Genomic DNA, 23685 nt, shown 5'->3' with positions numbered 1-23685 from the left:
GCCTCATCTCTCTTCGTTTGTTTTTGGGAGTGTGATTCGGAACGTCGTCCCGCTGCCGAACTCACTTTCCAGTTCAATTGTACCATTGTGCCTGTGTATGATGCTGCGGACGATATAGAGCCCGAGCCCCGTGCCATGCTTGCCGCGTGTCCTCGACTCATCGACTTTATAAAATCTTTCAAAGATACGTCCCTGATGTTCAGGAAGTATGCCGGTCCCGGTGTCACGGACTTCTATGATCTTGAACCGTCCGGTATCCCGGATTCCGACTGTTATATCATCACCTTCTGATGTATAGCGGATTGCATTGTCGAGAAGGTTCGTCAGTACCTGATTGATCTTGTCGTAGTCGAAGTTGAATACCGGATCAGGATCATCCACCTCTATATTGAAGGAGATGCCGTTCTCCTGCATCTCATGGCGGAACCTGGCAGCGAGTTTGTCGAGCAGGTCTCCAAAGTCATTCTCGTCGATGCTGAAGAAGTCGGAACCTGTATCCATCCGTGCTATGGTGATCAGTTCATTCACCATGGTGTTCATCCTGTCAGATTCATCCTTGATGATGCCCGCCATTTCTTTGATCTCTTCCGGCTCTGTGACAATGTCATCGATCAGTGCCTCTGAGTAGCCGCTCAGCATGACCATCGGTGTCTTCAGTTCATGGGAGACGTTGGCGATGAATTCCGAGCGCATCTTCTCCGTATTCACTTCTTCGGTAATGTCCCGGATCAGGAGGATGACACCGAACAGTTCACGATCCTGTTCGACTGGTGTGTAAGAGAACTGCATATGCCTGTCGTTTATATCCACACGTTCGACGGCTGGTTCCCTGTATTCCACTAGCTCCCTGATATTATTTTTGAAACTGTCAAAGGTTCCGGCCTGCGTTTTCATATGATCGTATAGGTAGTTCCCTTTTTTGTTTGAATATATAAGTCTTTCCCTGCTGTCGAAGTAAAGGACACCTTCATTGATGGAGGTAAATATCTGCTCCCTCAGGTTCTTCTCATGCTCGATCTGTTCCACATTGCTCTGTATGTCATTGTTCATCTTATTGAAAGCAAGCGTGAGCTCGCCGATCTCATCCCTGCTTTTTGTTTCAAGTGTATTGTACCTCCCCTTTGCTGTCTTGAAGGCAGCATCTTTCAGGCTGATCAGCGGTCTCGTGATCCTGTTGATCAGGAAGAAAGCGAAAGATGTGGTTATGAGGAACAGGACGAAGCCGCTGGCAATGATGATCATGGTGACTGCCGCCATGGATTCATTTATATCCTCAAGGTCGCGGTATTTGATGATTGCCATTTCATTGTCGAAAAAATCACTCAGATTAGAGACGCGGACCATATAATCGTGGCCTTCAATATCATCAAGCAGGAAAGTGTTCCCTTCACCGTCGCCCTCGATGATCCTTGAGTATATTTCCCGGTCCGTCACGGACTGCTGCGAAATCATTTGCCCATCCCTATAGATGATGAGGTTGTCTTCACGGAGCAATGTGGCATTAAGCTCCTGATTGTCATGCCTCGAGAGAACAATTTCTTCCGCACGTGAAATTTCCTCCTCAAGGAGAGTTTCTGTGGAATTGAGCATGTAATTCCTGAAATAAATGCTGAGTATGACTGATAATATAATTAAAACTGTAGTTACTATCAGAATGATAGTCAACCACAGTTTAGTTACGACGCTGTTCAATACTTTCATTATTCATTGACCTCGAATTTGTAGCCGATGCCCCAGACCGTGTGTATCATTTCACTCGCCTCGGGGGACACCTTGTTCAGTTTCTCTCTCAGGCGCTTGACATGAGTGTCCACAGTTCGCAGGTCACCATAGAAATCATAATGCCAGACTTCCCTTAAAAGTTCCTCGCGGTCGAACACTTTATCCGGGCTTTTTGCCAAAAAGAGAAGAAGTTCATACTCTTTCGGTGTAAGGTTCACCTTTGTATCGTTTGCAAGGACCCTGTGGGCATCATTATCAATCACAAGGTGTTCATATGCAATGACATCTTTCGCAGTTGCATCAGCTTCGATGAAGGAAGTTTCCGAGGAGCGTTTCAATATTGCCTTCACCCTCAGGACGACCTCCCTCGGGGAAAACGGTTTGACGATGTAATCGTCCGCACCAACTTCAAAGCCTTCCACCCGGTTGTTCTCTTCACCTTTTGCGGTGAGCATGATAATCGGTGTGGATTTGTGGTTCCTCAGGCGTTTGGCAACTTCGATCCCGTCCATTTTCGGCATCATGAGATCGAGGAGGATGCAGTGGAAGTCCTTTTCCATTGCAAGTTCCAGTGCCTCTTCTCCATTATCCGCCTCTGTAATTTCGTATCCTTCACGCACCAGATACATATTGAGCAGTTTTCTGATGCGTTCTTCATCATCGACGATTAGTATATTTTCAGCCATACAAACCCTCTTTTCATATTATGCGTAAGAATGCAGGCCTGCGACCAGCAGGTTGATAGCAATGAGGTTGAAAAGTATGAGCAGGAATCCGATAACGGCAAGCCATGCTGACTTTTCACCTTCGTACCCCCTGTTGAGTCTCAAATGCAGGAAGATCGTATAGAACATGAACGTGATGAATGCCCAAGTCTCTTTCGGGTCCCATCCCCAGAACCTGCTCCATGCAATCTGTGCCCAGATTGCAGCGAAGAAAATGCCCCCGAGAGCAAATATCGGGAATCCGATGATAACGGAGCGATAGCCGATTTCATCCATCAGATTGAGGTCTGCCCTGTCTGTAATCGGTTTTATCAGGGCCGACAGACGCTTTCTTATTATTAACCTGATGATACCGTAAACGATGAGACCAGTAAACACAGACCAGAGGACCGTGTTCAGTTTCTGGGAGTCGATCAGCGGCGGAAGGTTGATTCCGCTGTGGAAATGGTCCGCCTCTTCGTAATTGTTCTCTCCGACATTTTCAACCGGCACTGCACCTTCAAAGTTGACCAGACTCGGCAGATGGTATTCCGCCACCTGTGTCTGTCCCTGTTTGTCAGTGTACATGAAATCATCCTGATATCCTATTATGGACTCCATGAGAACTGTTGCAGCAATGAATGTGATGACAATCACTATTCCTGCCATTATTGCTTCAAGGAAGCGGGCACGCCATGATTTTTCCGTAGCCGGTATAGCTTTCAGCAGATAGATCAGGCCAGCTACCGCACTCATTGAAAGTATACCATATGCGAGTGTTACTGTGATAACGTGAATGGCCAGCCAGTTGCTCTGCAGTGCCGGTATCAGGGGCTCCACTTCCCGTGAGAACATGCTGCCGTATGCAACCAGAAGCAGTGATACAGGAATCGCAAATAACCCGAAAACCTGTGTCTTGAAATAGTGGTATGTTATCAGGAAGCCCGCAATCAGCATTATCGCAAACATGGTGATGAATTCATACATGTTTGAAACAGGCGCATGACCCTGGGCAATCCACCTCAGTATGAAATAGCCGAGCTGCATGATGAACGCAGCAACAATCATGACGATCGAGACCCGTCCCGGCTTATTTGATTTGGATTTGATGCTTGCTGCCAGCGGCAGAAGTGCCACGAGATATATTATAAAAGCTGCATACAGCAGGGTGCTGCTTATGGACACAAGTTGAGATTCCATTCTAAGACTCCTTATCTTTGGCTTTGTCTTCTATTTCCTGTCTTTCCGACACCGGGGAGAATGAATTCGCCTCCAGTATCGTATCCAGTTCCTTTTTCATGCCAAAATAATTTTTATTTGTATGCCCTGCCAGTGTAAAGCCGTCTTCGAGGCTGATCCAGATACGTCTGTGGTTAATATATGAACCGATGAATACACCTGCAAGGAAGATGACGAATCCACCTGCCACGAGAGGGATGGTATGGTCCTTCTTGAGTGTAAGCACGCTGGCGGTATGCTGTTCAGCTTCCACAAAGCGTATGCTGTAATCATTGTTCTGTGTAATATCGGTGCTGTTCATGATCTGGAGAAGACTCAGTTCGCTGTCACCGCCGGCATTCACTTCGAATACGAAAGCCGGGTTCCGGGGTACTGGCGTTTCTGAAACGAGCGTTCCGTTGTCGTCAATTTCCTGGAAGTCCGGGGCATAGGCTCTCATCTTTATCTCTGTGTTTTCATCTATCTGATACGACTGGTCGGGATCATCCAGATTTACGGTGAAATTCTCCCCGACCGTATTCCCATCCGCATCTTCGAGACTGAAGGTCATCGCCTTCATCTGTGAATCATCGTAGCTTGACTGATAGAGTTCATATGAACCGAAGCGGTATGGGTGGTTGACCCTGATGCTGTAGTCGTCTATTTTAGTGAGTTCGGGTTCTGCACCGACAACATCCGAACTTTCATTCTCGTAAACGGAGATGTCGGTCTGGAAATTGCTGACTATGTTGTTTCCCTGATTGAGAGATTCTTCGAATACCTCTCCTGAGGATTCACCATGGGTATCCAATATAAATCCATCGTTCTTGACATAGTATTGACCGTCAGTTGTGGGCAGGTCCTTCGTTTCCCCTTCATTGAGGTAGACGATTTCATCGACATACATGCCCGGGAAGAATCTGAGCATGCTCCCGATAAGCAGAATGATAAGACCTGTATGGTTGATGTAGGGCCCCCACCTGGACAGCTTTCCTTTTTCAAGTAAGTAATTATCCCCGTCTCTACGGGCTTTGTATCTTTTGTCTTTGAGCTGGCTGATTACTTCATCTGCATTGCCATTGTCCTTTTCGTGCATGAACAGACGCTGTCTTCTGTAGAATGACTCGTGCTTTTTAGCGCGCTGGTTCTTCAGTGATTTGAAGAGGGGGACACCCCTGTCTATGCTGGCTGCGATGATCGACAGTGCGAGCATGCCGTTGAGCAGTACAAACCACCAGGATGAATAAAGGTTGTGGAAGCCCAGTGAATAATAGAGGTATCCGAGTGTCCCGTAGTTCTCCTGATAGTAATCTGCCGGGTCGACCCCGAGCGGTATGAAATATTCCTGGGGGAATATCGTCCCTATCGCCGCTGCGACGGCGATGGCAAGAATGATCATGACCCCTATTTTAATGGACGTGAAGAAGATCCAGATCTTGTCAAAAATACTTTTTGACCGGACCTTGGATCTCACCGCACTGCCGTCATATCTCATCAGATCTTTGATTTTTTTCCTGTCATAATCACTGTTGATCATCTTACCGCATGACTGGCACAGCTGGGTTCCTGGCTGATTGACATGGCCACACGATTCACATTTGATTTCTTTTAGTTCCATCATACATTCATCCTATTCTGTGGCATCTTCAATGAATGCCAGGATATCTTCATGAGTCAGCTGATATTCCTGTTTTTTGACTACAGTGCCATCTTTGTTGACCGCTATTGTAGTGGGCAACGGGCCGATACTGTATGCTTCTGTGACATCCCTTGACTCATCCAGAGCTATGGGGAATTCAAGATCCGCATCAAGCCCCGAGATGAACTGGTTGATCTGTTGTTCATTCTCCGCTACATTCACTGCCACAATTTCATATTCATCATTGTTATCTGATGTATAAATATCATTCATATCGGGCATTTCCTCACGGCATGGCTTACACCATGTACCCCAGAAATTAAGGATTACCCCTTTGCCGTCATCGTTCAGCTCGGAAAGTCTTATTTCCTCACCACTCATCGTGGTAAGCTGGAAATCTACCGCCTCATCCCCAACTGCAACAGTTTTGTTATCAGAGGTCAGGTTGAACCACAGCGTGATACCGATTAGAACTGCAACGGTTACAATGATGCTCACTCTTAAAATATTGCGTGTTCCGCGCTTCATATTCTCACCTGCCTGTACGTTCATTCATAAAGTTCATTATAGCATCTTATAATTTTGTCCTGTATGACAGTATTATGACAATTGGGCGGTATTACTCGTCCTTTGCATTCGCTATCAGTTTCTTCACTTCATGCGGTTTCAGGAACCTGTATTCCCCTTCTGCAAGTCCATCCAGAGTGAGGAAGTCGTACCTGATACGGGTCAGCTTAAGGACTTCCAGCCCGAAATGTTCGAACATGCGCCTCACCTGGCGGTTCCTGCCTTCATGGATTGTAAGTTCAAGGATCATCTGCCTGTCCTTTTTGTCCCGGATGACTTTCACTCCGGCCGGCGCTGTCCGGCCGTCCTCCAGCATGATGCCCTTTCGCATCTCCTTCTGCTGTTCGCGTTTGAGTATGCCATTTATCTTTACACGGTAGGTTTTGCTCATCTCGAACTTGGGATGGGTCATATACTGGGTGAATTCCCCATCATTGGTCATGAGCAGTATTCCCGATGTGTCATAGTCGAGGCGCCCGACCGGATACAGTCTCACATCCATCTGTTTGAAGGCATCGGCGACCGTGCTTCTGCGGCGGTCATCCGCAACTGCTGAAATCTCCCCTGTGGGCTTGTAATAGAGGATATGCACCTTCTCTTCAGAAGTCAGGGGGATGCCATCCACTTCTATTCTGTCACCGGCAGCCACTTTCGAGCCCAATTCGGCAACCACTTCACCGTTGACCGACACCCTTCCATCTGTAATAAGCTGTTCGGCTTTTCGTCTTGAAGTGACGCCGCTGTCAGCAATTGCTTTTTGTAATCTTACCTTTTCCATCATTCATCCTCCTCTATATTGTTGAAAAACAGATCCATTTCTTCCTGCTCCATGATATCCTTCTGACTCGGCAGTTCTTCAAGTGATCCCAGACCGAATAACTGGAGGAAATAATCGGTTGTTATAAAATGTGCGGCCCGTTCGTCCTGCAGAAGTTTCTTTTTTATCAGCCCTTTGCCGGCAAGAGTAGAGACCGGACCGTCAGAAGCCACACCGCGCAGCATCTCTATATCACTCCGTGAGACCGGCTGGTTGTAGGCGACGATGGAAAGGACTTCGAGTGATGCCTGGGACAGTTTTGATGCAGGTCTCTCCTCAAGTATCCGGCGTACATACTTTTCCATCTCCGGTGTGGTTTCCAGGAAGAAGCTCCCCCCGTGTCTCCTTATTTTCAGGTTCGGGCGGTCGTATGCCTCCACTTCTTTATACAGCTGTTCCTGTGTTATCGGCACATGCATGATAAGCTGTTCCTCGGTGAGGCCGACATCACCGGCGATGTATAGAAGCCCCTCCATGATATCTATCTTTTCCATTCCTGCTACAGCCTTTCGATTTCAAAATTCCCCTCATATGCGGGGTGCAGGGCAATCTCTCTGGATTTGACCTGGTCCAGTATAGTGATGAACACAGCCACCACCATAGATCTGGATTCGCTGAAACTGAAGAGCTCGGTGAAACTGAGCTTCGTCCTATCTTTGAACTTCACAGCCAAAAATGTTTCAGCCTCCTCCCGGGATACCGGTTCTCTCCCTATCGTAACACTCACCGGCCGGTCGACCGAAATCCTTGACCGCACTTTTTCATACGCGGCCAGGAGGTCCGACAGCGATACATCTACGTCACTGCCGTCATCATCCGCCTCTTCAAATTCATGGGGGGCTTTGATGAAGATCTTTTCATTTTCATCTTTCATCATGCGGAGCTGTTCAGCATACTGCTTGTAATTCTGATACTCAAGCAGCTGTTCCATCAGCGCCTCGCGCGGATCTTCATACTCCTCTTCCATATGTGCAGGCTCAGGAAGGAGCATATGGCTTTTTATTTTAAGCAGTTCGCTCGCCATCACCAGGTACTCGCTCGCTATGTTGATTTCAAGTTCTTTCATCTGATCGATATATTCCATATACTGTTGGGTGAGGGTTCTCATCGGAATATCATAAATATCGATTTCCAGTTCCCTGATCAGATGCAGCAGCAGATCAAGCGGCCCCTCGAATATATCCAGTTTCACTTTATATACATCCATAAAAATTACCTCTGACTTGGGAGTTGTATGTCATTGAAAACAGCCGATCTTCTAGAATTCTATAACGAACTCATTATAAAGCAAGATTACTTCGAATGCCATGAAATCATGGAAGAAGCGTGGAAATCGAAAGCTGAAAGGACAAAAGAGGACCCGGAAGTGTTCCTTATACTGATGGCTGTCGGCGAATACCATTACAGACGCGGGAATATTGCCGGTGCCGTGAAATCATACCAAAAGGCACTAACCATATTTGACCGCCGCCCCTTCGTGCTTGAGAAAGGAGGACTTGAGCCCTCCATCATCAGCATTATGGAAGGACGGCTGTCAGATATGCACGATGTGCCGTTCTCCCCTCTGGAGTTTCCGCTTACCCAAACTATCCTGATCGAGCTGAACAGCACCTATATGCCCGCAATGCCGTATGAAAGTTTTCTCAAATGGAGAAAAAAGCGGCACGTCACCGACGAATTCACAGTCAACAAACATCTCATGAGGGACAGGCGCCAGGTTGAAGCAGACCGGAAAGCCGCCCTCAAAAAAAGAAAACATCAGGACTGATGTTTTCTATACTATGAAAATCCAGTACACAAAGCCCCAGATGAGTGCAAACAGGAACAGGAATATGAATACAGGATATCTGCCTTTCATATTATTTCAGCTCCGACAGCAGACTTTTGCCGTGTGTCTGGTATTCGATTTTAAAGTTTTCAGCAATCGTGGCAGCCACATTGCTGAAAGTATCTGAATCGCTGATTTGTCCGTAGTCCATGTCTCTGCCCGCTTTCATCAACAAAGGCACGTTTTCCCTTGTATGGTCTGTCCCTGTGAAGGTCGGGTCGTTGCCGTGATCCGCTGTAATTATCAGCAAGTCGTCCTCTCTAAGCTTAGCGACGATTTCAGGCAGCCGGTCGTCAAATGCCTTCAGTGCATTGCTGTACCCTTCAGGATTGCGCCTGTGGCCGTATAATGCATCAAAGTCCACAAGGTTGAGGAAGGAGATGCCATTGAAATCCCTGTCCATCACTTCAAGCAACTTGTCCATGCCGTCTTCATTGTTCTTCGTACGTACTGCATCAGTGACACCTGACCCTGTAAAGATATCATCGATCTTCCCGATGGCGATAACATCATTGCCGTTGTTTTCCAGTGCATTCAACACTGTCGGGCCAAATGGCTCCAACGCATAGTCGTGGCGGTTTTCCGTTCGTGTGAAGTTCTCTTTTGAGTCTCCGACATATGGCCTGGCGATGATCCGGCCGACGAGAAACTCCGGCTCCGTGGTCATGGTACGCACTTTTTCGCATATATCGTAAAGCTCTTCCAGTGGAATGATCTCTTCATGGGCGGCAATCTGAAGAACAGGATCGTTTGACGTGTAGACGATGAGGTCACCCGTCTCCATCTGATGCTCGCCGTACTCTTTGATGATCTCCGTGCCGCTGGCCGGTTTGTTGCCGACAATCCCTCTGCCTGAAACGTCGCGTATCCTGTCGAGCAGCGCTTCGGGGAAGCCGTCCGGGTAGACTTTGAAGGGCTCTTCAATATTAAGTCCCGCAATTTCCCAATGGCCGGTCATCGTGTCTTTGCCCTGGGAAACCTCGCTCATCTTGCTGTAGAAAGCCGCCGGACTGTCAGTACAGGTCATTCCCGGCAGGGTATCGATGCACCCGAGACCGAAGCTCTCCATGTTTGGCAGCACGACCGGATGGGATTCCAACGTATGTTTCAAAGTGTGGGCTCCTTCGTCACCGAAATTTTTCGCATCATGCTGTGCCCCGGTCCCTACTGAATCGAGTACTATGAGGTGAATTCTGTTGAACATTCTATCTCCTACTTTCTCGGATGGTATTGCGTATACATCTCTCTGATCTTCACTGCAGATATCTGTGTATATATCTGGGTTGTACTGATATCGGAATGGCCGAGCATTTCCTGCACTGCCCGGAGGTCTGCGCCGTTTTCGATCAGGTGGGTGGCAAACGAATGTCTGAAAGTATGCGGCGTGATATTTTTTCCGATGCCGCTCAGCATCTCGTATTTTTTGATTGTCTTCCACAATCCCTGTCTGGTAAACCCTTTACCCCGGTTCGTTATGAATAAAGCATCCACATCATCATTTTTCAGAAGGATGAGCCTCTCATTGGCCATGTAGCTCGTCAGCAGCCTTCCCACATGGTCTGTCATGGGCACAATCCGCTCTTTACTGCCTTTTCCCCTTACACGTATGAACCCCATGTCGATATTCAGATCAGTCGTCTTCATGTCAATAACTTCACTGACCCTGAGCCCGGAGGCATAGAGAAGCTCCATCATCGCCCGGTCACGTGTGCCGGCTGTGGAATCATCCGGAGTCCTGAGAAGGGTTTCCATCTCCTCCACCGTCAGGTATACAGGCAGTTTCTTGTCCTCTTTGACAGTATGGAGCCTGATGGCGGGGTTGCTCTTCACGACATCTTCATTCAGCAGGAACTGATGGTAATTTCTCAGGGTCGACTGCATCCTGGTGATTGTCTTGGCGCTCTTCCCCTCTTCTTTCAGAAGTTTGAGGAACAAAATGATCAGCTCCGTATCAACGGCGCTGTAGTCTTGTACCCCGCGATTTTCCAGAAAGGCCTGGTATCGTTTCAAATCCTGTCGGTATGAGCTGATTGATGCCTGGCTCAGCCCCTTTTCCACACTGAGGAAAAGCAGATATTCATCAATATTCCCTTCGAAATCCATCTGTTACTCCTTTTCCCGGCATTTTTTGCAGATGCCGTGGAAAGTCAGACGATGGTCCAGAACTTTGAAGTTGTAATCTTTCTCTACAATCTTCTCTGCTTCAGTCAGCAGATCCTCTTCGATTTCTTCAACCGAACCGCACTCCATACAGACAAGGTGATGGTGGAAATGATTGGCGCCCTCTTTCCTGAGGTCATAGCGGCTGACCCCGTCGCCGAAGTTAATTTTGTCGAGAACTTTAAGATCACTCAGCAGTTCCAAAGTCCTGTAGACGGTAGCCAGTCCGATTTCGGGATACTTATCCTTTACTTTCATAAAGACATCCTCGGCGCTTAAATGATCCTTTTCGTTCTCAAGCAGAACCCGGACTGTCACTTCCCTCTGGGGAGTGAGTTTATATCTCGCCTCCTGGAGTGCATCTTTAATTCTCTCAATCCTGTTTTCCACGTGTTCACCTACTTTGTTTGATAATCACAAACATTATATCGAATTTTTGATTGTTTTAAAAGTCTTATTTATAATCATTATAAATTGTATTTTTCAATTACATATTGTATGGCAATGATCGTTTTTGAGTCCCTGACGGAACCATCGCTGAGTGTTCCCCTAAGATTATGCAGCGGGATTTTAACAATATCGAGGAATTCATCATCGTCGAGCATCTGCTTTTTCATTTCCATATTCTCTGCTTCATAGAGACAGACGAATTCATTTGAAAAACCTGGGGATACGTAGAACTGATGAATGAGAGACAGCTTTCCTGAAACAGCCCCCACTTCTTCCTCAAGCTCCCGTTTCGCTGTTGCTTCGGGCGCGTCGCCCTTTTCTATCTTGCCGGCCGGGATTTCCAGCAGAAACTCATCCGGTGCAACACGGTACTGTCTGACGAAGTACATGACTCCCTCATGTACTGCAATGAGGCATACAGCTCCGTTATGATAGACGATTTCCCTTTTTGACTGCCCGCCGTCCGGAAGTTCCACAGTATCATGATCCACCTGGATCACTTTACCATCAAATACTCTTTCCTGTTGGATAATCTTTTCTCTGAGGTGATTGTAATTGTTGTTTTTCTTCATAATCGATTTCCTTTCCAATACGGAATCAGCACGTCCTTAACAAATATACACGTTATCCAATATATCGTCCATGAAAATCTGACAATATGTAAACTATGGCTTCATTGACATGTTCCCATATTACCAGGATTCGAGCAATTGGTTTGAAACACTAAATTTTGCACATTCACTGCAAGAGTGGACAATCCCTTGTTATAATTGTATATGTCTATCAAAACAATCATATAAAAAGGACTGATTCAAATGAGAACCTTAAGTACTAAAGACGGCCTCTCCCTGTCCGAACTTTCCCTGGGATGTATGAACCTTCCCATTGATGATAAGGCAGAATCCGAAAAGATAATAGAAACGGCTCTTGATGCCGGCATCAATTATTTTGATACGGCGGACCTTTATCAATTCGGTGAAAACGAAAAGCTCGTGGGTGAAATACTTGAGAAACATCGTTCGCGGTATGATTTCCTCATCGGCACGAAGGTCGGCAACCAATTTGATGCAGAAAACCGGGAGAAGACAGCCTGGAACCCGTCAGCAGCCTATATCAAAGAGGCGGTCAAGGATTCACTCCACCGCCTGGGTGTAAGCGAGCTCGATCTGTATCAGCTCCACGGCGGGACAATCGAAGACAACAAGGATGAGACGATACAGGCTTTCGATGATCTGAAGCAGGAAGGTACGATCAGAAGCTACGGAATCTCCTCCATCCGGATGAATGTCATCGATTATTATAAAAAGCACAGTGCAATTGCCACGCTGATGATGCAGTTTAATCCGATCGATAACCGGCCGCTTGAAGTCACTGACAAGTTATCCGGCATCCGGCCCCTGGCACGTGGCCCGGTCATGAAAGGGCTCCTCAGCAACAAGTCTTCCAGTGTGCTTGAGAAGAAATTCAATGAAGGCATCCTCGATTATTCGAAGGATGAACTGGAGGAAACGATAGGAGCCCTGGCTGCCATCAACCGGGATCTGACAACCCTTTCCTACGCCTTCCTCAGGAAGAATGGTGCGGTCATCGTCAATGGCGTCAGCAGCCTCCGGCAGCTGGAGGATAACCTTGCAAGCTATGGGCGCACAGAGAATCTGACGGATGATGGATACAACAGCATTATGGAAGCTGTAAAACTCCTGAAGTACGGGGAGCATAGAATATGAAATCGGTGATCAAATGGCTTATCGCGGTCATATCATCATTGGTCATTTTCCTGGTCTCTCTCGGTTACTACGCCTCGAGCCAGGTACTGTTTTTCAAACTGAGGGATGTGGAGGTGATCAAACGCCGTGAAACACGCGCCAAGCGTCTGAACATGGAAGAATTCCAGCAACTGAAGCAGGACGATGTACTGATTCCTTCCAGGTTCGACTACAGCATCAATGCAGTTTTCGTCCATCCTAATGAGACGAATAAGTGGATTGTGCTCTGCCACGGCGTCACCGAGAACAAGATCAGCTCGATCAAATACTTGAACATGTTCGTTAAGATGGGCTATAACACAGTGATATATGATGCAAGACGCCATGGCAATACCGGCGGCATACACTCCACATACGGGTTCTATGAAAAATATGACCTGGAAACGGTTGTCGATTACCTGTTCGAACATTATGGCCCGGACATAGAAGTTGGCATACACGGGGAATCCATGGGGGCGGCAACAATGATACTGTATGCAGGCGAACTGTCGAACAGGGCGAAATTCTATATATCAGATGCATCGTTTTCAACCCTCGGCGATGAACTGACCAACATATTCAGCCAGTACACTAAAATAGGCTCACCCCTTGTCCTGTTCTTCACCAACATTTTCTTCAGGATAAGGAGCCGGTTTTCACTTTTTAAAGTGTCGCCGATACGTGTGATAGACAAGATAGAACAGCCGATGCTGTTCATCCACTCGAAGCCTGACAAATTCATTCCGTATGAACAGAGCCGTCAGCTGTACGATAAAAAAAAGCCGCCAAAGGCGGCCTGGTATCCTGAACGCGGGGGGCATGTTGAGAGCTATAACAGGGATCCGATAAAATACCGGGAGACTGTCGACCGTTTTATAAAGAAATACGCGGGATGGTGATTTCAAGATAATCATGGGCAATCGTTGCATGGTTACCGAGCGTATCTTTGATCCGCCTGATATCGTCATCATCATACCGGTTGCTGATATGGCTGAACAGTATTTTCCTGTAATCAATCTGTGAGAAGTTCTGAAGCACATTTTGTATTTCCGAATGGAAGTACATGTGTGCTTTTTCCATTTCGCCTTCCAGATAGGTGGCTTCGTGTACAATGAGGTCGGAACCATCCACGAGAGACAGGTAGTCGGGCTCTGTCATCACCCTCGTGTCACCATGGATGGATATTTTCCTTCCCGGCGTGGGATTACCAAGAAAATCACTGGTTTCATAAGTGATGCCGCCGTGGTTGAATGTTTCTGAGTCCTTGATTTCCTTATAGAGGGGACCTGGTTCGATGCCGATGGATTTCAGCTTCCCTGTGTTCAACTTGCCGGGCTTCTCAGGTTCGTTGAAGACATACATATAGCTGTCCACAGTGTGGTCAAGTAAATACGTCTGCACGCTGAAGCCTTCCACTTCGTATCGCATATTGTGTGACACCTCCACATAGTGGACCGGGTAGTTCAGATGGGAGCCGCTGATTTTGAGTGTAAGCCCCACCCAGTCCTTCAGGCCGGGAGGGCCGTAAACGGTCAGCGGTATGTCTTCGCCTCCCTGGTGGGCACGGGAGGCAAGAAACCCCGGCAGACCGTAAATATGATCGCCGTGCAGATGTGTGATGAAAACATGCCTTACTTTGGCCGGCCTCACGGAGGTATGGAGTATACGGTGCTGTACGCCTTCTGCTGCATCGATCAGAAAATACTGATTTATCTCCTCCACGATGTCGAGGATGTAACTTTGCGTATTCCGGGTCCTTGAAGGTATGCCTGCCCCGGAACCGAGAACTGTAAATTTCATAATGATCACCTGTCTGTAATGATTGGTCCATTATACCATATTAAAGAGTTGTTTTTTTCAGTATACAGTGGAATAATGATATAAGGAAAAATTTGACCAAAGGACTTGTTGGAAATGAATACACAACCATTTAAAACAGCCATTGCATTATTCGGTGCAACCGGCGATCTATCAAGCAGAAAGTTATTGCCTTCCATGTTCCATCTGTTCCAGGAAGGGTCACTCAGAGAGAATTTTGTAATCATTGCCGTGGGCCGCAGGGACTTTTCAGACGAAGATTTCAGAGAAATGGCTGAGGAATCCATCAGTTCCAACAAAAAGCTGGAAAATCTGGATGGCCTTGGTTCATTTCTCCAGCATGTGTTTTATGTAAAATTGGATATTGCAGAGAGCAGTACCTATAAAATATTGAAAGACAGGTTCGAGGAACTGGAGGCGCAGTTCGATACAGCCGGCAACAGATTATTCTATCTCGCCATGCCGCCGCAGTATTTTACTGTCATCACTGATAACCTGCGGGAATCCGGAGTGACGGATACGAAAGGATTCAAGCGTCTTATCATCGAAAAACCGTTTGGCAGGGACTATGACAGCGCGCTTGCACTAAACAACGAAATTGCCAGAACGTTTGATGAACATGAGATCTACCGTATCGACCATTACCTGGGCAAGGAGATGGTACAGAACATAGAAGTGATCCGGTTCAGCAACAGCATGTTTGAGCCGCTTTGGAACAACCATTACATTTCCAATATACAGATCACCTCCTCCGAATCCCTCGGAGTGCTCGACCGCGGGGAATATTATGAGAGAAGCGGCGCCGTAAGGGACATGTTCCAGAACCACCTCCTCCAGATTGTTTCCCTCCTTGGGATGGAACCGCCAATCAGCCTGAACAGTGACGATATCAGGGATGAGAAGATAAAAGTTCTGAAAAGCCTCAGAAGGGTCGGCGAAAAAGATGTCAGGAGGCATTTCGTCCGCGGACAGTATGATGAAGGCCTCGTTGACGGTGAAGCGGTACCCAAATACAGGGACGAGGAAAATGTAGCTGATGATTCCAATACTCCGACGTTCATCGCATCAAGGCTTTTTATCGACAATTTCAGATGGGCGGGCGTGCCTTTCTACGTGCGCACCGGCAAGCGTATGAAGGAAAAAGAGACGAAGATTGTAGTGGAATTCAAAGAAGTGCCGAAGAATCTCTATTATCAGGCCGAGGAAGATGATGTGCTCGCCAAAAATCTGCTGGTAATACGCATCCAGCCGGATGAGAGCATTACACTTCATCTGAATGTGAAAGATTATGCCGGTGAGAAAGACACTAAAGAGATCAAGCTGTCGTATACGGTTGCTAAACAGGATCTCTCCCGGACCGTCGATGCTTATGAGAACCTTATATATGACTGCCTGAACGGTGATTCGACAAACTTCACCCACCAGGAAGAATTGATGAACGCGTGGGCTTTTGTCGATCCTGTCAATAAAGTATGGGAAAACAGTCCGGCAGCCTTTCCGAATTACCAGTCAGGTTCCAGTGGACCTGTAAAAAGTACGCTCCTCGTCTCACGCGACGGATTCAAATGGTGGGATGTATGATGAATGGAATGAAATTGCCATGGAAACAGTGAATTTTGTTGAAAAGTTTATAGTCTATATAGAAGATCATCTGAGGGAAAGGATCGATTACGACCAGGTTTTAAATGCCATGGGCGTTGAACAGAAGTCATTCATGACGATTTTCACTTCACTCGTCGGTATGACCCCTTATGAATATCAGCAGAAAAGGAAGATGACAGAGCTCGCCTATGAACTCTACACCGGGCACAGGCGTATCATAGACATCGCCAAATATTATGGATATTCGGGCATCGAACCGTTCAAAGAGGCGTATTTCAGGACGTTTGGCATCTCCCCCTATGAAACGGAGAAGCATTTCCGGTCGCTCCCCCTTCTGGAGCGAATTTCCTTTGAGGTGGTTCCGGTGGATAAGCCGCGCTACCCCGAGAGAAGGCAGTACCTGGAAAGTACAAGGATAGTGGGCGTGGCAGAACGTTTCCCAATCGCAGAATATAGTGCAGAGGCAAAATATCATCTGCTGGATGATCTTAACAGGAACGGCATCATTGATGAACTGATCCGTTACAACAATGGCAGCATCAAGGGGATTGTCATTCATGAGAGATATGTTTCACAGAGCATGGAAATTTTGATAGGAGTCACTTCGACCCTTGCTGTGCCATTTGAGGAGACATACACCGAGTCCGGTGATTTCGTCATATTCGAATCAACGGGTCCGGCATCTGAGACGATCGATGACATCTACAGCTATATTTTCAGAAGATGGCGTTTCAAGGAAGAGGGCGAACTGAACTGCAATTTTTCAATGGAAGTATTAAAAAGCACTTTCGATGCCTCCTCTCCCGACACCAAAGTGCAGGTGTGGCAGGCACTATACATTGACTGATAAAAAAGTACCGGGATCACTTTGACCTGATCCCGGTACTTTTTTGGCTTCAGAACCATTCTGTATGGAACGCGCCTTCTTTATCCGTTCTTTCGTAGGTATGCGCACCGAAATAGTCCCGCTGTGCCTGTATCATATTGCTGGAAACACGTTTTTGCTTCATGCTGTCAAAGTAGGATACAGCGCTCAGGAACGCAGGCATCGGTATTGCATTTTGTATTGCTGACGAAGCGATATTGCGGAGGCTCTGCTGGTTGCGGATGACGATTTCCTTGAAAAAGTCACCCAGTATCAGATTCGTAAGGTCCGGATTGCTTGTATAGGCCTCGTTGATCTTTTCAAGGAAGTGGGCGCGGATGATGCATCCTTTGCGCCAGATCATAGAGATTTCACCCGGCTGGAGATCCCAGTCATAAATATCACTTGCCTCTTTGATGAGCCTGAACCCTTGGGAATAACACATGAGCTTGCTGATATATAGTGCATTTTTCAGATCATCGAGAACGACTTCCCTGTCTGTATCGATTGTGCCCATCTCCCCTGGATAGGCTTCACTGATCAGCGCACGTTCATCTATCAGACTGGAGAGGCATCTGACAAATACACTGTCCGTTATAAGAGATAATGGTATACCGAGTTTCAGGCCTTCAATCCCGGTCCATTTGCCCGTCCCTTTCTGACCCGCTTTGTCCAGTATCAGGTCGAGGACATAATTGCCTTCCTCGTCCCTGAATTTCAGTATCTCTGCAGTGATTTCTATCAGATAACTGTTCAGCTCTCCTTCGTTCCATTCTGAGAATACATCGCTCATTTCATCATTGGTCATCCTGAGCGCATGTTTCATGAAGAAGTAGCTCTCTGCAATGAGTTCCATATCCGCATATTCGATTCCATTGTGTACCATTTTGACGTAATGTCCGCTGCCGTCTTCACCGATGTATGACACACATGGTTTTCCATCATCCGCTTTTGCAGCAATCTTTTCAAAGATGTGACTGACATTGTCATATGCTTCTCTCTGTCCGCCTGGCATGAGGGATGGGCCGTTCAATGCACCTTCTTCGCCACCGCTCACGCCCATACCGATGTAGTTTATCTCCTTTTTTGTAAGTTCTATATTTCTGCGGCGGGTGTTCTCATACTGTTCATTGCCGCCGTCGATCAGCGTATCCCCTTCTTCAAGCAGTGGTGCTACCTGTTCGATTGTCTCGTCAGTCACTTCCCCGGCCTTTACCAGCATGAGTATGTTCCTCGGCTGCTTCAGATTGTCCACGAAGGATTCCAGTGTTTCGGCAATGTCAACATCCTCCTGCTTCAATTCATGCAGACGGTTTTTCCTTACATTTTCAAAAAAATCGAAAGTAATCACTTTAAATCCCTTGCGGGCCATATTTTTCGCTATATTCGTACCCATGACCCCAAGACCGATAACACCAATATCATAAATCATTCAGCCCGCCCCATTTCTTTTTGGACTTTAATGATTTCAATGATGAGCTCTGTGATTTTTGCAAGTTCTTCTACCGGCATCCTCTCGGCTGTCGTATGGATATTTTCATAGCCGAGGCCAAGAATTGCCGTATCGATGCCTTTGCCGGCAAAGATATTGCCGTCGCTGCCGCCGCCGAGGCTGATCAGACTGACTTCCCTGCCGATATTCTCTGCCGCCTTCGTTACAGTGCTGACGACTTCCGAGTCTTCTCGCGCCTTCAGTGCGGAATACATCACTTCAGATTTCACTTCCGCACGTCCACCCAGCTCTTCTGCTGCACTTTCAAATGCATCAATCATATGCTTCGTCTGGGCCTCCATTTTTTCATCGTCCTGGCTCCGCGCCTCGGCAAGTATATTGACATAATCCGTCACGACGTTTGTCGGGCCACCGCCTTCAAATTTTCCAATATTGGCTGTTGTTTCGGAATCGATCCTTCCCAGTTTCATCTTGCTGATCGCCTTTGAGGCAATGGTGATTGCACTGACACCCTCCTCTGGCGCAACGCCGGCGTGGGCGGTCCTGCCATGTATATGCGCTTCAATTTTGCTCTGTGTTGGTGCGGAAGTGACGACTGTGCCGACTTTTCCTGTGGAATCGACAGCATATCCGTATCTGCTTTTGAGTACAGAAGTATCAAATGCTTTTGCGCCGACCAGTCCGGATTCCTCTCCTACGGTGATGACAAATTCAACGTCCCCATGTGATACAGCGGACTCCGACAGTGAACGGACTGCTTCAATGATGGCTGCAATTCCGGCTTTGTCATCAGAACCCAGAATGGTGGATCCATCGCTGACGATATAATCCCCCTCTATGGATGGTTTGATGCCGGTACCTGGCACGACTGTGTCCATATGTACTGTGAAATAGACAGGTTCCGCCTTTTCGTCATCCCCCTTGAGACGCACGAAAATGTTTCCTGCACCGTACCCCGTTTCTTTTTGTGTATCATCTTCATATACTTCGACATCCATCTCTTTGAATATCTTGAGCAGATAGTCTGCAATTTCCCTTTCATGGCCGGTTTCTGAATCAACCTGCACCATTTCCATGAATTGATCGATCAGTCTTTTCTTATTCATCGCTTCATTCCTCCGTCAGTTTGTTGATTGTCACAGCAGTGTATATTATAATAAAAAGAGCAAAAATTTAAGGATGATGGTATGGGCAATAGAAAAATCCAAAAAGTTGTTATATGGTTCATGATCTTTCTGATCGTAGTGTCAGGTCTGTTGTTTGGCGTAAGCATGCTCACTACGATGTAACAAATTAAAGAGGTCCCTCCGGGGACCTCTTTTTATATTATACCTCTTCACCGTGCTCTTCGAACCATGCCTGAAGGCCGGTGATGACACTCATCGTCTCGTGTCCTTCAATCTCATGCCTCTCGATCATATCTACGATTTTACCGTCTTTGAACAAGGCGAATGAAGGTGAAGATGGCAGGAATTCAGTCGCTTTTTCACGGACCTGCTCTGTCGCTTCCTTATCCTGCCCGGCAAATACGGTCAGCAGCTGTGTTGGGAGCCTGTCATAGTTGAGAGCATGCTTTGCGGCTGGACGCGCGATGCCGCCGGCACATCCGCAGACCGAGTTGATCATGACAAGTGAAGTGCCTTCCTTGTTCAGATATTCATCCACCATTTCTGGTGTGGTCAATTCTGTATATCCGGATTCACGCATTTCGTTTCTTGCCTGGCTGACTACATCATTCATGTAGAGGTTGAAATCCATATTCATCACAAAAACTCCTTTGGAGCAGCTCTTCTCACATCCGAGCTACTTAGTATACTTTGACTCAATTCTATATTGAATCAAAGTTTTTGTAAAGGTCAGTAAACTGATGTGTGTTCAGTTGAGTAATTTTCAATTTTCGTTTTGACAGCTCTCAGGAACTCGCCGGCAACCAGTCCGTCGAGTATGCGGTGATCAATGGAGAGGCAGAGGTTCACCATATGTCTCACGGCAATCATGTCGTCGATGATGACCGGACGTTTGACTATGGATTCCACCTGCAGTATCGCCGCCTGTGGATGATTGATGATGCCCATGGACTGTACAGACCCGAAGGCGCCGGTATTGTTGACTGTGAATGTTCCGCCCTCCATGTGCTTTTGAGTCAGCTGATGGCTCCTTCCTAGTTTGGCAAGTTCACTGACCTGCTTTGCGATGCCTTTGATGGAAAGGTCATCCGCATTTCTGATGACAGGTACATACAGCTTATCGTCGCCTGCAACAGCAATGGAGATATTGATGTCTTTGTTGACAACGATCTTATCATCCTGCCATGAACTGTTAAGCATTGGATACTCTTTAAGTGTCTCGGCCACAGCTTTTACAAAAAAGCTGAAGAAAGTGAGGTTATAGCCCTCCTTTTCCCTGAAGGAAGCCTTGTGGCTGTTTCTGACATTGACGAGATTCGTCGCATCAACTTCCATCATCAGCCAGGCATGCGGAATTTCCTGGCTGGACTGGACCATCTTGTTTGCAATCGCCTTGCGGACGCCCGTGACGGGGATCTCCTCTCCGGCCGCAGTCTGCCCGGCATGAGGTTCCGGGGAGGATTCTGGAACAGGAATACTCTCTTTCTCCTGTACTGGAACTTGTTTTGCGGATGGCCCTTCCTCCATCACTTTCAGTATATCCTTTTTTGTGATCCTGCCCTCGAATCCGGTGCCGGCGACAGTATCGAGATCAATGCCGTTTTCACTGGCGAGCCTCATGACCACCGGTGAAATCCGCGTTCCTTTTCGGGCATCGTCCTTTGCAGGTTCTTTGGAACGGGGAGCGGGTTCCCGGGGTGCCGGGGTTTGCTCTTCAACAGATTCAACAGCGGGTTCATCCGCTCCCTCTTTTGTTTCCATCATGCAGATCGGGGTACCGACTTCTACTGTATCCCCTTCATCCACGAGAAGCTCTTTAATGGTACCGTCAAAGACTGACGGTACCTCGGCAGTCACTTTATCGGTAATGACTTCGCACAATGCATCATATTCTTCGACGGCATCTCCCGGCTTGACGAGCCATTTCTCTATTGTGCCTTCTGTTACACTTTCACCCAGTTTGGGCATCAATACTTCTTCCATTAACCTATCCCCCTCTTAGTGCTCTGCAAGTTCTTTCATTTTTGCTTCTATCTTTTCCGGATTGACCATGAAGAAGTCTTCCATCGGCGGTGAGTAAGGCATCGATGGTACATCCGGGCCGGCCAGTCGCATTACCGGTGCATCCAGGTCATACAGACAGTTCTCTGCAATGATGGCAGAGACTTCGCTCATGACACTGCCCTCTAGATTATCTTCGGTCACAAGGAGCACTTTGCCCGTTTTAGATGCGGCTTCAATGATGCTTTCCTTATCCAGCGGGTAAACGGTTCTCAAATCGAGCACTTCTGCTTCATATCCGTCTTTCGACAACCGTTCTGCCGCCTGGAGTGCATAGTTTACACAAAGGCCGTAGGTGATGACGGTGATGTCGTCACCCTGGCGTTTTACATCCGCCTTGCCGATCGGCACTGTATAATCACCTTCCGGCACTTCTTCCTTGAGCAGCCGGTATGCTTTTTTATGTTCGAAAAACAGAACCGGATCGTTGTCTCTGATGGCGGAAATCAACAGTCCTTTCGCATCGGCCGGCGTGGACGGAATGACTACTTTGAGGCCAGGTGTCGAAGTGAATACAGTTTCAATCGACTGCGAATGGTAGAGTGCACCGTGGATGCCCCCGCCGAATGGCGAACGGATCACCATCGGACAGTCCCAATCACCGTTTGAGCGGTATCTTATTTTTGCCGCTTCATTCAGGATCTGGTTCGTTGCCGGCAGGATATACTCGGCAAACTGGATTTCTGCAACAGGGCGTTTTCCCATCATCGCCGCCCCTATGCTTGTACCCACAATGTTGGATTCCGCAAGCGGCGTATCAAGGCATCTCAGTTCCCCGTATTTTTCCTGAAGCCCTTCTGTAACTTTGAAGACGCCGCCTTTTTTACCGACATCCTCTCCGAGGACGAATACATTTTCATCCTGTCCCATTTCATAGTCAAGTGCTTCTTTGATCGCCTGAAGGTAGGATATTTTAGCCATGTTTTACCTCCTCGTACACGTTTGTCAGAGCTTCCGCAGCATCCGGGTAAGGGGCCTTCTCAGCAGCTTTGGTTGCATCAGTGACCTGCTTTTTTAGTTCTGCTTCAAGGGCATCAAACCATTCATCATCTGCGACTTCATGTTCGGTCATGTATGCCCTGAATTTTATAATGCAGTCCTCTTCCCTGATACCTTCGCGCTCAGTCTTTTCACGGTAGGAATCATCATCATCCGAAGAATGTGCTGTAAGCCTGGTTGACATCGCTTCAATCAATGTCCCGCCTTCTCCATTGGTTGCACGTTCCCTGGCTTCCTTCACTGCCTTGTAGACTGCAATCGGGTCATTGCCGTCTATATGCTCCCCGTGCATGCCGTAACCTACGGCCCGGTCTGAAAGCTTGTCAGCCCCGTACTGCAGCTGCCGCGGCACACTGATTGCATATTTGTTGTTCTCGATGATGCATATGAAAGGCAGATTATGAACGCCGACAAAGTTCAGGCCTTCGTGGAAATCGCCCTGGTTGGAAGAGCCCTCACCGAGTGTCGTTACTGCAACACGCGCTTCGTTGTCCATCTTGAATTTGAAGCTCGCACCAACGGCATGCAGCACCTGAGTTGCCACACAGGAGCCCTGGGTCATGATGTTATTTTCCTTTTTACTGAAGTGTGACGGCATCTGCTTGCCGCCGCTTGAGATGTCACCCTTTTTGGCAAAAGCAGAAAGCATCGTCTCCTCAGGTGTCATGCCGAAATGAGTGACAAGTGCCAGGTCTCTGTAATACGGGCTGATTATATCAACGTCCTTATTCAGTGCATAACCGGCTCCGACCTGGGTCGCTTCCTGTCCCTGGCACGAGATGACGAACGGCAGTTTCCCCGCCCTGTTCAAAAGCCACATCCGCTCGTCGAGTTTTCTGGCGAGAAGCATCGTGCGATATATTTCCTTGAGGTCCTCTTTTTCGAGTCCCGCTTCTTTGTAATCCATCAA

Annotated in this window: 25 protein-coding genes; 6 read left to right on the top strand and 19 right to left on the bottom strand. The window is 47.5% G+C overall.

The window, feature by feature from the left end; translation table 11 throughout:
* Positions 1-3: 3 nt before the first annotated feature.
* The 8 genes from C792_RS0107855 to C792_RS0107820 all read right to left on the bottom strand — a co-directional run bounded on the left by C792_RS0107855 (position 4) and on the right by C792_RS0107820 (position 7874).
* A complete protein-coding gene (locus C792_RS0107855) occupies positions 4-1701 on the bottom strand; it encodes a sensor histidine kinase (RefSeq protein ID WP_040608779.1) in 1698 nt (565 codons plus the stop codon).
* Complete coding sequence (locus C792_RS0107850) at positions 1701-2408, bottom strand: response regulator transcription factor (RefSeq protein ID WP_017548919.1); 708 nt, start codon at positions 2406-2408, stop codon at positions 1701-1703. Before C792_RS0107850 ends, C792_RS0107855 begins: the two co-directional genes overlap by 1 nt.
* Before the next feature lie 18 nt (positions 2409-2426).
* Positions 2427-3626, bottom strand: a complete 1200-nt coding sequence (gene ccsB, locus C792_RS0107845) for a c-type cytochrome biogenesis protein CcsB (RefSeq protein WP_017548918.1) — start codon at positions 3624-3626, stop codon at positions 2427-2429.
* Between the two features lies 1 nt (position 3627).
* Complete coding sequence (locus C792_RS0107840; protein WP_245537527.1) at positions 3628-5265, bottom strand: cytochrome c biogenesis ResB family protein; 1638 nt, start codon at positions 5263-5265, stop codon at positions 3628-3630.
* A gap of 9 nt (positions 5266-5274) precedes the next feature.
* Positions 5275-5811 carry a thiol-disulfide oxidoreductase ResA gene (gene resA, locus C792_RS0107835; RefSeq protein WP_017548916.1) on the bottom strand — a complete coding sequence of 179 codons (537 nt, stop codon included), beginning with the start codon at positions 5809-5811 and terminating at the stop codon, positions 5275-5277.
* Between the two features lie 91 nt (positions 5812-5902).
* Positions 5903-6628, bottom strand: a complete 726-nt coding sequence (locus C792_RS0107830; protein WP_017548915.1) for a pseudouridine synthase — start codon at positions 6626-6628, stop codon at positions 5903-5905.
* Positions 6628-7161, bottom strand: coding sequence for an SMC-Scp complex subunit ScpB (scpB, locus tag C792_RS0107825; protein ID WP_017548914.1), 534 nt, complete (start codon positions 7159-7161; stop codon positions 6628-6630). The genes C792_RS0107830 and scpB overlap by 1 nt, the downstream gene beginning before the upstream one ends.
* A gap of 5 nt (positions 7162-7166) precedes the next feature.
* Positions 7167-7874, bottom strand: coding sequence for a segregation and condensation protein A (locus C792_RS0107820; RefSeq protein WP_017548913.1), 708 nt, complete (start codon positions 7872-7874; stop codon positions 7167-7169).
* Between the two features lie 33 nt (positions 7875-7907).
* On the opposite strand from C792_RS0107820, the gene C792_RS0107815 reads away from it, so the two are divergent.
* Positions 7908-8435 carry a DUF309 domain-containing protein gene (locus tag C792_RS0107815; RefSeq protein WP_017548912.1) on the top strand — a complete coding sequence of 176 codons (528 nt, stop codon included), beginning with the start codon at positions 7908-7910 and terminating at the stop codon, positions 8433-8435.
* 91 nt (positions 8436-8526) lie between these two features.
* Here the strand turns inward: C792_RS0107815 and deoB are convergent, their stop codons facing one another.
* From deoB to C792_RS0107790, 4 genes are all read right to left on the bottom strand, one after another.
* Positions 8527-9699 carry a phosphopentomutase gene (deoB, locus tag C792_RS0107805; RefSeq protein WP_017548911.1) on the bottom strand — a complete coding sequence of 391 codons (1173 nt, stop codon included), beginning with the start codon at positions 9697-9699 and terminating at the stop codon, positions 8527-8529.
* An 8-nt stretch (positions 9700-9707) separates the two neighbouring features.
* Entirely contained in the window at positions 9708-10598 is an 891-nt protein-coding gene (gene xerD / locus C792_RS0107800; protein ID WP_017548910.1) for a site-specific tyrosine recombinase XerD, read from the bottom strand.
* A gap of 3 nt (positions 10599-10601) precedes the next feature.
* Positions 10602-11045, bottom strand: a complete 444-nt coding sequence (fur, locus tag C792_RS0107795; RefSeq protein WP_017548909.1) for a ferric iron uptake transcriptional regulator — start codon at positions 11043-11045, stop codon at positions 10602-10604.
* A gap of 77 nt (positions 11046-11122) precedes the next feature.
* The gene (locus C792_RS0107790; protein ID WP_017548908.1) at positions 11123-11677 is read right to left on the bottom strand and encodes an NUDIX hydrolase; all 555 of its coding nucleotides are present in this window, start codon (positions 11675-11677) and stop codon (positions 11123-11125) included.
* Between the two features lie 243 nt (positions 11678-11920).
* Here C792_RS0107790 and C792_RS0107785 point away from each other — a divergent pair, with 243 nt between their 5' ends.
* Together C792_RS0107785 and C792_RS0107780 are read left to right on the top strand one after the other, a co-directional pair.
* The gene (locus C792_RS0107785; RefSeq protein WP_017548907.1) at positions 11921-12832 is read left to right on the top strand and encodes an aldo/keto reductase; all 912 of its coding nucleotides are present in this window, start codon (positions 11921-11923) and stop codon (positions 12830-12832) included.
* A complete protein-coding gene (locus C792_RS0107780; RefSeq protein ID WP_017548906.1) occupies positions 12829-13749 on the top strand; it encodes an alpha/beta hydrolase in 921 nt (306 codons plus the stop codon). Before C792_RS0107785 ends, C792_RS0107780 begins: the two co-directional genes overlap by 4 nt.
* Here the strand turns inward: C792_RS0107780 and C792_RS0107775 are convergent.
* Complete coding sequence (locus tag C792_RS0107775; RefSeq protein ID WP_017548905.1) at positions 13724-14650, bottom strand: MBL fold metallo-hydrolase; 927 nt, start codon at positions 14648-14650, stop codon at positions 13724-13726. The genes C792_RS0107780 and C792_RS0107775 overlap by 26 nt on opposite strands.
* Positions 14651-14764: 114 nt before the next feature.
* Here C792_RS0107775 and zwf point away from each other — a divergent pair, with 114 nt between their 5' ends.
* Entirely contained in the window at positions 14765-16249 is a 1485-nt protein-coding gene (zwf, locus tag C792_RS0107770) for a glucose-6-phosphate dehydrogenase (protein WP_017548904.1), read from the top strand.
* 19 nt (positions 16250-16268) lie between these two features.
* A complete protein-coding gene (locus C792_RS0107765) occupies positions 16269-17117 on the top strand; it encodes a helix-turn-helix domain-containing protein (RefSeq protein WP_040608824.1) in 849 nt (282 codons plus the stop codon).
* A gap of 49 nt (positions 17118-17166) precedes the next feature.
* Here C792_RS0107765 and gndA read toward each other — a convergent pair whose 3' ends face one another.
* Entirely contained in the window at positions 17167-18567 is a 1401-nt protein-coding gene (gene gndA / locus C792_RS0107760) for an NADP-dependent phosphogluconate dehydrogenase (protein ID WP_017548902.1), read from the bottom strand.
* Positions 18564-19694: a M20/M25/M40 family metallo-hydrolase gene (locus C792_RS0107755; protein ID WP_017548901.1), complete on the bottom strand. Its 1131-nt coding sequence runs from the start codon at positions 19692-19694 to the stop codon at positions 18564-18566. Before C792_RS0107755 ends, gndA begins: the two co-directional genes overlap by 4 nt.
* An 81-nt stretch (positions 19695-19775) precedes the next feature.
* Between C792_RS0107755 and prli42 the strand changes: the two genes are divergently transcribed.
* A complete protein-coding gene (gene prli42 / locus C792_RS14895) occupies positions 19776-19877 on the top strand; it encodes a stressosome-associated protein Prli42 (RefSeq protein ID WP_017548900.1) in 102 nt (33 codons plus the stop codon).
* Between the two features lie 37 nt (positions 19878-19914).
* Here prli42 and C792_RS0107745 read toward each other — a convergent pair whose 3' ends face one another.
* From C792_RS0107745 to C792_RS0107730, 4 genes are all read right to left on the bottom strand, one after another.
* Positions 19915-20352: a BrxA/BrxB family bacilliredoxin gene (locus C792_RS0107745; protein ID WP_017548899.1), complete on the bottom strand. Its 438-nt coding sequence runs from the start codon at positions 20350-20352 to the stop codon at positions 19915-19917.
* A gap of 92 nt (positions 20353-20444) precedes the next feature.
* Positions 20445-21698, bottom strand: coding sequence for a dihydrolipoamide acetyltransferase family protein (locus tag C792_RS0107740; protein ID WP_017548898.1), 1254 nt, complete (start codon positions 21696-21698; stop codon positions 20445-20447).
* Between the two features lie 15 nt (positions 21699-21713).
* Entirely contained in the window at positions 21714-22697 is a 984-nt protein-coding gene (locus tag C792_RS0107735; protein WP_017548897.1) for an alpha-ketoacid dehydrogenase subunit beta, read from the bottom strand.
* Positions 22690-23685 carry a thiamine pyrophosphate-dependent dehydrogenase E1 component subunit alpha gene (locus C792_RS0107730; protein WP_026090285.1) on the bottom strand — a complete coding sequence of 332 codons (996 nt, stop codon included), beginning with the start codon at positions 23683-23685 and terminating at the stop codon, positions 22690-22692. The genes C792_RS0107735 and C792_RS0107730 overlap by 8 nt, the downstream gene beginning before the upstream one ends.

This window comes from Salinicoccus carnicancri Crm (assembly GCF_000330705.1).
Lineage (GTDB): Bacteria > Bacillota > Bacilli > Staphylococcales > Salinicoccaceae > Salinicoccus > Salinicoccus carnicancri.
Note: the sequence above shows the minus strand (reverse complement) of the source record. Positions and strands in the feature narration are given on the sequence as shown.